General features: G+C 64.7%; 10 protein-coding genes and 1 pseudogene. 8 read left to right on the forward strand and 3 right to left on the reverse strand.

Features of this window, described 5'->3' with window-relative positions:
- From AX729_RS41335 to AX729_RS28185, 5 genes and pseudogenes are all read left to right on the forward strand, one after another.
- Positions 1 to 94, forward strand: a pseudogene (locus tag AX729_RS41335) (chemotaxis protein CheW); the annotation flags it as partial.
- A 35-nt stretch (positions 95 to 129) separates the two neighbouring features.
- Complete coding sequence (locus AX729_RS28170; RefSeq protein ID WP_061027458.1) at positions 130 to 519, forward strand: response regulator; 390 nt, start codon at positions 130 to 132, stop codon at positions 517 to 519.
- A gap of 30 nt (positions 520 to 549) precedes the next feature.
- Entirely contained in the window at positions 550 to 1,428 is an 879-nt protein-coding gene (locus AX729_RS28175; RefSeq protein ID WP_061027459.1) for a CheR family methyltransferase, read from the forward strand.
- A 2-nt stretch (positions 1,429 to 1,430) separates the two neighbouring features.
- On the forward strand, positions 1,431 to 1,748 hold the full coding sequence (locus AX729_RS28180; protein WP_011083221.1) for a hypothetical protein: 318 nt from the start codon (positions 1,431 to 1,433) through the stop codon (positions 1,746 to 1,748).
- A gap of 140 nt (positions 1,749 to 1,888) precedes the next feature.
- Positions 1,889 to 2,392, forward strand: coding sequence for a response regulator (locus AX729_RS28185; protein ID WP_061027460.1), 504 nt, complete (start codon positions 1,889 to 1,891; stop codon positions 2,390 to 2,392).
- Between the two features lie 20 nt (positions 2,393 to 2,412).
- Here the strand turns inward: AX729_RS28185 and AX729_RS28190 are convergent, their stop codons facing one another.
- Complete coding sequence (locus AX729_RS28190; RefSeq protein WP_245325431.1) at positions 2,413 to 2,559, reverse strand: hypothetical protein; 147 nt, start codon at positions 2,557 to 2,559, stop codon at positions 2,413 to 2,415.
- A 234-nt stretch (positions 2,560 to 2,793) separates the two neighbouring features.
- Between AX729_RS28190 and AX729_RS28195 the strand changes: the two genes are divergently transcribed.
- The gene (locus tag AX729_RS28195; RefSeq protein ID WP_061027465.1) at positions 2,794 to 3,429 is read left to right on the forward strand and encodes a response regulator transcription factor; all 636 of its coding nucleotides are present in this window, start codon (positions 2,794 to 2,796) and stop codon (positions 3,427 to 3,429) included.
- A gap of 91 nt (positions 3,430 to 3,520) precedes the next feature.
- Here the strand turns inward: AX729_RS28195 and AX729_RS28200 are convergent, their stop codons facing one another.
- On the reverse strand, positions 3,521 to 7,120 hold the full coding sequence (locus tag AX729_RS28200; RefSeq protein WP_061027462.1) for a PAS domain S-box protein: 3,600 nt from the start codon (positions 7,118 to 7,120) through the stop codon (positions 3,521 to 3,523).
- Complete coding sequence (locus tag AX729_RS28205) at positions 7,098 to 7,517, reverse strand: response regulator (RefSeq protein WP_061027463.1); 420 nt, start codon at positions 7,515 to 7,517, stop codon at positions 7,098 to 7,100. The genes AX729_RS28200 and AX729_RS28205 overlap by 23 nt, the downstream gene beginning before the upstream one ends.
- Positions 7,518 to 7,779: 262 nt before the next feature.
- Between AX729_RS28205 and ilvD the strand changes: the two genes are divergently transcribed.
- Complete coding sequence (gene ilvD, locus AX729_RS28210) at positions 7,780 to 9,393, forward strand: dihydroxy-acid dehydratase (RefSeq protein WP_061027464.1); 1,614 nt, start codon at positions 7,780 to 7,782, stop codon at positions 9,391 to 9,393.
- Positions 9,394 to 9,511: 118 nt separating this feature from the next.
- Complete coding sequence (locus AX729_RS28215) at positions 9,512 to 10,231, forward strand: ribonuclease activity regulator RraA (RefSeq protein ID WP_061027466.1); 720 nt, start codon at positions 9,512 to 9,514, stop codon at positions 10,229 to 10,231.
- Positions 10,232 to 10,392 lie beyond the last annotated feature (161 nt).

Consider the following 10,392-nt stretch of genomic DNA (forward strand, 5'->3'; position numbering starts at 1 on the left):
CGGCGGCGTTCACCGCCTCGACGGACAGCTCATGGTCGTCCTCGACGTCGATCGCATCCTCGAGCTCAAGACCGAAGTGCAAATGGCTGCCTGAGTTCTCACGGAAGAAATTTTAGCGGGAGATCCAAGATGAAGACGTGTTTGGTTGTTGACGATTCCAGCATCGTACGAAAAGTCGCGCGCCGCATCGTCGAAGCGCTGGGCTTTCAGGTCATCGAGGCCGAAGACGGCGTCGAGGCGCTGGTCCATTGCAAGAAGGCGATGCCGGAAGCGATTCTCCTGGACTGGAACATGCCCGTCATGGACGGCTTCCAGTTCCTCGGCACCCTGCGCCGCATGCCCGGCGGCGACGAGCCCATGGTCGTGTTCTGCACCACCGAGACCGGTATCGACCACATCACAAAGGCAATGGGCGGCGGCGCCAACGAATACATCATGAAGCCCTTCGACAAGGACATCGTGATGGCGAAGTTTCAGGAGGTGGGGCTGATCCCGCTGGGTGAAGAGACCGCCGCCTGAAACGCGTCCGCTAACTTCAAGAGGTCTTCCGTGAACCCGACCGAGTATGAGTATCTGCGCAAGTTCTTGAAGGATAATTCGGGCCTCGACCTGTCCGCAGACAAGCAATACCTGATTGAAAGCCGCCTGCTGCCGCTCGCCCGCAAGGCGGGACTCTCCAGCATTGCCGAGCTGGTGCAGAAGCTGCAAGCCGGCTCGCGCCAGATGATCACCGACGTGGTCGAAGCCATGACCACCAACGAGACATTCTTCTTCCGCGACAAGGTCCCGTTCGATCATTTCCGCGACCACATCATGCCGGAGATCATCAAGGCGCGCGCCGGCAAGCGCAGCGTGCGCATCTGGTGTGCCGCCGGATCGACCGGCCAGGAGCCCTATTCGCTGGCGATGTGCCTGAAGGAGATGGGCGCGGCGCTCACCGGCTGGCGCGTCGAGATCATTGCGACCGACCTCTCGCAGGAGGTGCTGGAGAAGGCCAAGGCCGGCGTCTACAGCCAGTTCGAGGTGCAGCGGGGCCTGCCGATCCAGATGCTGGTCAAATATTTCAAGCAGACCGGCGAGACCTGGCAGATCAATCCCGAACTGCGCGCGATGATCCAGCACCGGCAGCTCAACCTGCTGCACGATTTCGCCCAGCTCGGCACCTTTGACGTCATCTTCTGCCGCAACGTGCTGATCTATTTCGATCAGGACACCAAGATCAACATCTTCAACCGCCTGGCACGCCAGATCGAGCCGGACGGCTTCCTGGTGCTGGGCGCCGCCGAAACCGTGGTCGGACTGACCGATACGTTCAGGCCGATTCCGGAGCGGCGCGGCCTCTACAAGCCGAACGACGCGCGTGCGGCGGCCGCCAAGCCGGTTCTTGCCGGTGCGGCGCCGCGCATGGCTGCCGTCGTGGGACGATAGGCATGGCTGAGGATGGCAAAGGTGCAGAGCGCGTGACGTTCAGCCGCGGTTATGATGTCTGCATCATGGCCATCGACGGTACCTGGCGGCGCGATTGCAAGCTCAACGCGATCTCCGACACCGATGCCATTCTCACCGTTGAGGGCTCGATCCAGGGGCTGAACCTGAAAGAGTTCTTCCTGCTGCTGTCCTCGACGGGCCTCGCCTACCGTCGCTGCGAGCTGGTCCGCGTCAACGGCGCCGAAATGGACATCCAGTTCCTGCGCGGCAAGAACCGGAAGAAGCGCGGTGCGGCCGGCGGCCATGACGCCGCGGCATGATCTGGCCGCAGCTGTCGCCGCCTTTTCCGGCGCATTGCTTCACATTTGCTGAAAACATCCGAATCAATTGGCCGCAGCAGCTTTACGTGGCTTAAGCGCGAGCCGTGTATCCGTTGACCGTCTCAATCCAGGATACGGCAATGCCCAGAAGTTCTCTTTCTCCCATCCCGTCCAACCCGTCCGACTCCGCCGAGCGACGTGCGCTTCAGCTCCTGGTGGTCGATGACGACGCCACGCAACGCCACCTGATTACGGTCGCTGCCAAGCAGGCTGGCCACGAAGTCACCGTGGCGCCGTCGGTGGCGGACGCGATCGAGAAGCTCCGCGCCGCGCGCTTCGACTGCGTGACGCTCGATCTCGTGCTGGAGGATGGCGACGGCATCGACGTGCTGCGCGAGATGGCGAGCGCGAAATTTGCAGGCTCCGTGATCGTCATCAGCGGTATGGAGGGCAAGCGCCGCAGCGCCGCCCGCAGCTTCGCCCGTTCCGTCGGGATCGAGCTCCAAAGTCTGCCGAAGCCGCTGGATCTGGCGGCCCTGCGCATCAGCCTCGCCAATCTCGGCAAGACCGCCATGGGCCTGCCGGCGATTCACACCTGGGGTGGTGTCGCCACCGACGCGATCGTGGAACGGCACCGCGCCTAAAGCGCGGAGCTGCCACGCGATCAGACGCGGTCGGCCGCCGCGTTGCCGAATTCCGACAGGCGACGCGGTGGCATGACGGGCGTGACGTCAACGAGCAGGAACACGTCTGCGGAACCCCAGGGATCGCTGCCTTGTCCTTGATCCATGGCTGCGGCGATCCGGCGCATGCTGGTCTCCATCCCTGCGATCAGCGAGCGAATGTCCGCCGCAATCAGCTCGCGGATCTCGACTTCGGTCGGCCAAATTCAGCATGGATATTCTCCGTCCCCCGCAATTAGGCGCCATGCCGCGACTTGTGCGCTAAGTCCATGTCCCGTACAAATGCAGGTGGGCCGAATCCGCGCCGAACGTCATAAGGGTTGGCGTGGACGCGAGTCCTTCATGCCAACCGGATGTGGCACATGGCCGAACAAAGCTCTCGCGGTGAAATCTTCGTGGTCGACGACGACCCTGCCGTTCGCGACACCTTGTCGATGGTGTTGAAGGCGGCGGGCTATGACGTGATCTGCTTCGCCGACGGTGCAGCGCTGCTCTCCGTCGCGCGGAACCGTACACCTGCTGCGATCCTGCTCGACGTGAATATTCCCGGAAAGTCGGGCCTCGATATCCTGAAGGAGTTGCACGGCGAGGACTATCCCGCGCCGATCTTCATGATCTCAGGGCAAGGCGACATCGCGATGGCGGTGGGGGCGATCAAGAGCGGCGCGCTCGACTTCATCGAGAAGCCGTTCCGCGGCAGCGAGATCGTCGGCCGGCTCGACGAGGCGATCGGCGCCTATGCACGCCGGCAGGCGGAGAACGCGTCGCCGAAATTCGGCTCGCTGCATTTCCCCGGACGCGAGCCGTTGACGCGCAGGGAACGCGAAGTACTGGAGCAGTTCGCCTCCGGCGCATCCAACAAGGAAGCCGGCCGCACGCTCGGCATCAGCCCGCGCACCATCGAGGATCACCGCGCCAACATCATGAAGAAGCTCGGCGCGCGAAATGCCGCCGATCTGATTCGCATCGTGATGACCGCGGCCCAGCGGGCGTCCTAAGAAACTGTTGTAGCCCGGGCGAGCGAAGCGATACTCGGGAACGCTCTCGCAGAGTCCCGGATGTCGCTGCGCTCATCCGGGCTACGGCTCTTCAATTGCTCAGCGCCTTGCGGATGATCCGCGCCAGGTCCGATTTGCGATAGGGCTTTGCGAGCAGCAGAACGCCCGAATCCAGCCGGCCGTGATGGATGATCGCGTTCTCGGTATAGCCGGACGTGTAGACCACCTTGAGATCGGGACGTGTCTTCTGAAGCTCGTCGGCGAGCTGCCGGCCGTTCATCTTGCCGGGCATGATGACGTCGGTGAACAGAAGGTCGAAGCGCTCTCCGGCGGCGACGATCGCGAGCGCCTCCGCGGCGTTCGCCGCCTGCAAGGTGACGTAACCCAGCGAATGCAGTTGCGCCAGCACGTAGTCCCGCACCAGCTGGTCGTCCTCGACGACGAGGATCGTCTCGTGTCCGCCCTCGATGGTCGCCGCCGTCACGCCCTCGCCGACCGCGGTCGGCGTCTTGCCGGGCGGCAGATACATCTTGATCGTGGTGCCGTGGCCCTCCTCGCTGTAGATCCTGATGTGACCCGCGGACTGCTTGATGAAGCCGTAGACCATCGAAAGCCCGAGCCCGGTGCCCTTGCCCGGTCCCTTCGAGGTGAAGAAGGGGTCGAAAACCCTGGCCAGCATGTGCGCGGGAATGCCGGTGCCGGTGTCACTCACGGCAATCAGCACGTAGTGCCCCGGCGGCACGTCGTTCACGCTGGCATAGACCTCGTCGAGATAGGCGGCGCCGGTTTCCAGGATCAGCTTCCCGCCGCCCGGCATGGCGTCGCGAGCGTTGAGCGCGAGGTTGAGGATCGCGGTGGTGAGCTGGTTGGGATCGACGATCGCGACGCAGTTCTCGTCCTCGAACACCGATTCGATCTGGATCTGCTCGCCCAGCGTCGGCCGCAACAGTTTCGCGGTGTCGACGATCAGCGAGTTGATGTCGATCTCGCGCGGCTGGAGCGGCTGCTTGCGCGCGAAGGCGAGCAGGTGCTGGGTCAGATCGGCGCCCCGCGCGGCGGCCTCGTCGATCATCTTCGTGATGGCCGCGAGCTGCGGTTCCTTCGCGACCGCTTCCGCGAGAATCTCGATCGTCCCGGTGATGACGGTCAGAATGTTGTTGAAGTCATGCGCCACGCCGCCCGTAAGCTGGCCGACGGCCTCCATTTTGTCGGCATGGCGGATGCGCTCCTCGGCCGCGATCTTGTCGGTGAGGTCGCGGCAGAAGACGTTGAACAGCAGGCCTTCGCGGCGCTTCAGCGCGGTGACGCTCAGCTCGGCCGAGAACTCCTTGCCGTCGCGGCGGCGGCACAACAGCTCGCGGCGGCGCTTGAACGCCTTGCCGTCCTCGTTTTCGAGGAAGCGCTTCATGCCGGCCCTCACCCTGTCACGTTCGCTCTCGGCGACGATCAGGTCGATCGTGCTCTTGCCGAGCACCTCGTCTCGCCGCCAGCCGAAGAGCTGCTCGGCCTGCGAGTTCCAGTTCAGGATGCAGCCGGTCTCGTCGGTCTGGACGAAGGCGTCGAGCGAGGTCTCGACGATGTTGCGGGCGAGCCGTTCGCTTTCGCGCAGCGATTCCTGTGCGAGCCGAGCCTCCGTCATGTCGCGCCCGACGAAGAAGAAGCGCTGCGCCGGCCCTGACCAGCTGCCGAGCCAGGACAGCCAGACCGCGTGACCGTTCTTGTGGAAGCAGCGGGTGTCGGCGACCTTGATGCGCTCGCCCTGACGCATCGCGCGCATCTCGGCGCGGGACTGCTCCAGATGCTCGGGATGAATGAAGTCGGCGCCGCTGCGGCCGATCATCTCGTCCGGCCGGTAGCCGAGAATGATTTCGCTGCTCGGGCTGACCTGCGCGACATGGCCCCGCGCATCCATGATCATGATCAGATCCTGCGATGTCTCGAAGATCTGCCGCCGCTCCTCGAGCTGCTGCTGCAGTGCCCGCTCCGCGCGCCGCGCCTCGGTCAGGCAGCGCGCGCTTCCGGAGGCGCCGATGATCTCGCCCGAGGGTCCCCTGATCGGCGACAGGCTCAACGAAATCTCGACGGGCGTGCCGTCCTTGCGCAGGCGCACCGTCTCGAAGCGTTCGATCGGCTCGCCGCGCGCGATCCGCCGCAGATAGTCCTTGCCATGCTCGCGGCGGTCGGGCGGCACGATGATCGACGTGGGCTTGCCGATCGCCTCATCTGCCGAATAGCCGTACAGCCGCTCGGCGGCGGGATTCCAGCCCGTGATGACGGCATCGAGCGTTTGCATCACGATCGCATCGTCGGACGATTCCACTGCGGCACTGAACAGGCTCTCGCGGGCCGCGTGATGGCTTCGTGCGGCCTCGGTGCGGCGATGCTCCCCGATCTCGCGTTCGAGCGCGGCGGTTTTCGCCTGCGTCTCTTCCACCATCCGGGCAAACGCCCGCGCCAGCACGCCGGTCTCCCCAATGGCATCGACGGGTATCTCCGCGGGGCGCCCGTTGCCGATCGCCTCCACCGCCCGGGTCAAACGGACGATCGGTTGCGTCAACGAGCGCGCCAGCAGAACCGCAAGTGCAGCAGCGGTCAGGATGGCAAGCAAGCCGACGACCAGGGACGACCTTTGAATCGCCGCCGGCACGACGCCGAACACCGGTGCTGGTATGGTCTCGATGATGGCGACCCATTCCTTGCCCACGAGCCGCGCGGGCGCGATCGCCGCCCCGCTCGGCCGGCCGGACTCGTCCGTCATGAGCCGAGTCGATACATCCGACGTGCCGGTCAGAGCAGAGAAGTACGGAAAATCATCGCGCCAGTTGGTGGGATGACCGCGCAGTGAGCCGAATTCCCGGGTGCGATCGGGATGGACGAGATAGTCGCCGCGCGAGTTCACGACGTAGATATCTCCTCCCGAGGTGGTCGTCGAGCGGACCTGATCGAGGGCCGGGCGCATGTCGACATTGGCGACGATGATGCCGAAAGGCTTGCCGTCCTGCGTGAACAGCGGCATCGCGACGCGCAGGGTCGGAACGTGAAGAGCCGTGGTGCCTCCCCGGCGCGTGGCGAGATCGACGGGCGACACATAGATTTCGCCCGGCCCGAGCCGGATCGCTTCCTGAAAGTAGGCGCGGTCGCCCTTGCGCTCCAGTTCTCCGTCCGGGGCGATCCGTGCGGTTCCGCCCGGTCCGGAGCGATCGACGCGGACCAGTTCGCGCTGGTCGTTATCGACACCGATGATCCGGAACTGACCATAGATGGGCTTGGCGTCGATCTCGGCTGCGAGCCGCGTCGCGATACGCTCGCGCCAGGTTTGCTCCGAGACGCCGTCAATGGGGTCGATTCCTCCACCGGTGTGAGCGCGGATGAGGCCATTGATTGCTGCTGCGGCGCGATAGCCGATCAGATCGCCGCGCACTCCGGCAACGTAGGATTCGAGATTGGTCGCCAGCAGGCGCGACTGGGCTTCCACCCGCTCCAGGACCCGCGGAATGACGGCCTGTGTGGTGTTGCGATAGCCAAGCCATCCGACTGCGGCCACGGTGACCGCCACCAGCAGGATCATCGCGATGGCCAGTCGCGTTGCCAGCGTCGTTGCGGGCCTCATGGGGATGTTGGCTGCGGTATCGCTGCGCCAGGTCTGGTTTGGAGCAGAGGGGGCGCTGTCATCGGTAGCCGGAGCGGACATCGGACCCCTCCGGCTCGCCCGCCTTCAGGCAGCCATCGACCGCGGCAAGCAGTGCGTCGGGGCGGAACGGCTTCTGCAGGCTTGCCACCGCTCCGAGCTTGGTCGCCATGGTCAGGAAATCCGGCTCTGCATAGCCGTCCGGCGTGATCGAACGGCCGGAGATCACGACGATCGGAATGGCCGGCGCGCGCGCCCGAATGTGACGCATCGTCTCCAGCCCGTCCATGCCGGGCATGAAGATGTCGAGAAACAGCAGGTCGAATTGGCTGACCTCGAACAGCGCCAGGCCCTTGCAGCCATCGCCAGCGACCGTCACGTGATGACCAGCCCGTTCCAGCAGCAGCCGGATGGTGATCTGTACGGCCGGATCGTCATCCACGATCAGGATGTTGGCCACGTCCGAAATTCCTCCGAGGTCGGTGGGGTGTTCCAGCGACCGCAAATCAAGCCATCAAATGCGAAATTGTTGCGCGGATTCTCCTCTGGCCGCAAGCACTTCGAAGTGCTTGCGGCCCATGTGCCGCTTTATTGCGCTGCACCCCCGGTATGCACGCCCGAGTGCATAGCTGAGATCCGCCTCCGGCCCGCCCAGCAGCTTGCCGGGGGTGGACAGCGTATGAGAAGAGCAAGACGAATTCTCCGGACGGACAAGGAATAATATGACCGACAAGAAAAAGACGCCCGGCCAGCTCCGCAGCGCCCGCTGGTTCGCGCCCGACGATCTGCGCTCGTTCGGCCACCGCTCCCGCGCCATGCAGATGGGCTACGCCCCGGAGGAGTGGAAGGACCGGCCGATCATCGCGATTCTCAACACCTGGTCGGACGCGCAGCCCTGTCACATGCACTTCAAGTCGCGGGTGGAGGACGTCAAGCGCGGTATCCTGATGGCCGGCGGCCTGCCGCTGGAGCTGCCGGCGCTGTCGCTGTCGGAATCCCTGCTCAAGCCCACCACGATGAACATCCCGGCGATCTATTTGCCGGCCGGCCCCATGCTGCGCGGCAACTGGAAGGGCAAGACGCTCGGCTCGGGCTCGGACGGCTGGAAATATTGGGACGAGCGCCGCGCCGGAAAAATCTCCGACAAGGACTGGCTCGACATCGAGGCCGGCATCGCCCGCAGCTACGGCACCTGCATGACCATGGGCACGGCCTCGACCATGACCGCGATTGCCGAGGCGATCGGCATGACGCTGCCCGGCGCCTCCTCGATTCCGGCGGCCGATGCCAACCACATCCGCATGGCCTCCGAATGCGGCCGCCGCATCGTCGAAATGGTGTGGGAGGATCTGACGCCCAAGACGATCCAGACCCGCAAGGCCTTCGAGAACGCCATCGCGGTTGCGATGGCGATGGGCTGCTCGACCAACGCGATCATCCACCTGATCGCGCAGGCCCGCCGCGCCGGCCAGGACATAGGGCTCGACGATTTCGAGACCGCGAGCCGCAAGGTGCCGGTGATCGCCAACGTCCGGCCGAGCGGCGATACCTATCTGATGGAGGACTTCTTCTATGCCGGCGGCCTGCCGGCGTTGATGGGCCAGATCAAGCCGCATCTGCATCTCGATTGCATCACCGTCACCGGCAAGACGATGGGCGAGAACATTGATGGCGCCGAAGTGCACAATGCCGACGTGATCCGCTCCATCGACAATCCCATCTACGAGGAGGGGGCGCTCGCCGTGCTCAAGGGCAATCTCGCGCCCGACGGCTGCGTCATCAAGCCCTCCGCCTGCGCGCCGCGCTTCCTCAAACACACCGGGCCTGCGCTGGTGTTCGACGACTATCCCTCGATGAAGAAGGCGGTCGACGATCCCAATCTCGACGTCACCGAGGATCACATCCTGATCCTCCGTAATGCGGGGCCGCAAGGAGGGCCGGGCATGCCGGAATGGGGCATGCTGCCGATCCCGACCAAGCTCGTGAAGCAGGGCGTGCGCGACATGGTGCGCATCTCGGACGCGCGCATGAGCGGCACCAGCTACGGCGCCTGCATCCTGCACGTCTCGCCGGAGTCCTACATCGGCGGTCCGCTGGCACTGGTGCGGAACGGCGATCGCATCACGCTCGACGTGGCTGCCCGCACCATCAATCTCGATGTTCCGGAAGCCGAACTCGCCAAGCGTCGCGCCGCCTGGCAACAGCCCGAACGTCGCTTCGAGCGCGGCTATGGCTGGATGTTCACCAAGCACATCAAGCAGGCGAATGACGGCTGCGATTTCGACTTCCTCGAGACCGATTTCGGCGCGCCGATCGGCGAACCGTCGATTTACTAGTGACCCTGTCATTCCGGGGCATCGCGAAGCGATGAGCCCGGAATCCATCGTGCCGCGGTACATGCCGCCGATGGATTCGCTGTGCGCGCCCCGGAATGACGATCAGAGAGAGTATGACATGTCCAAACTTTCCGAAGCCACCCGCAACAAGCTCAAATCCGTCTCCACCGCCACGGTCGCCACCGCCCTGTTCAAGCGCGGCCTGCGCATCCAGATGATCCAGGATGTGCATCCCCTAAGTCCCGATCAGCCGACCATGGTCGGCGAAGCCTTCACGCTGCGCTACATGCCGGCGCGCGAGGATCTCAACACCATCGACGTCTTCAAGGACCGCTCGCACCCGCAGCGCAAGGCCGTGGAAGATTGCCCTCCGGGCGCTGTGCTGGTGATGGACAGCCGCAAGGATGCACGCGCGGCATCGGCAGGCGCGATCCTGGTGACGCGCTTGATGAAACGCGGCGTCGCCGGCGTCGTCACCGACGGCGGCTTTCGCGACTCCGCCGAGATCGCCAGGCTCGGCTTTCCCGCCTTCCACCACCGCCCCTCGGCGCCGACCAATCTCACACTGCATCAGGCGATCGAGATCAACGTCCCGATCGGCTGCGGTGACGCTCCGGTGTTCCCCGGCGACGTCATCCTGGGCGATGCCGATGGCGTCATCGTCATCCCGGCGCATCTGGCGGATGAGATCGCGAGCGAAACCTTCGAGATGACCGCGTTCGAGGATTTCGTCACCGAGGAAGTCGGCAAGGGCCGCGGCATCTTCGGCCTCTATCCCGCCACCGACCCGCAGACGCTGATCGATTTCGCGGAATGGCGGAAGAAGAACGGGAGGTAGTCTCTTCGCCTCTCCCCGCTTGAGGCAGGGCTATTGCTTATGGTGTCCACGGTGCGGCGACATTGGCAGTCGGCTCCCTCTCCCGCGCGCGCGCAGGGGTGCATACGGCTCGTTGCGGCGGCCTGCGCGCACGCCTCGTCCTTCGAGACGGCGCTCACGCG

It is taken from the genome of Bradyrhizobium sp. CCH5-F6, from assembly GCF_001556045.1.
Lineage (GTDB): Bacteria > Pseudomonadota > Alphaproteobacteria > Rhizobiales > Xanthobacteraceae > Bradyrhizobium.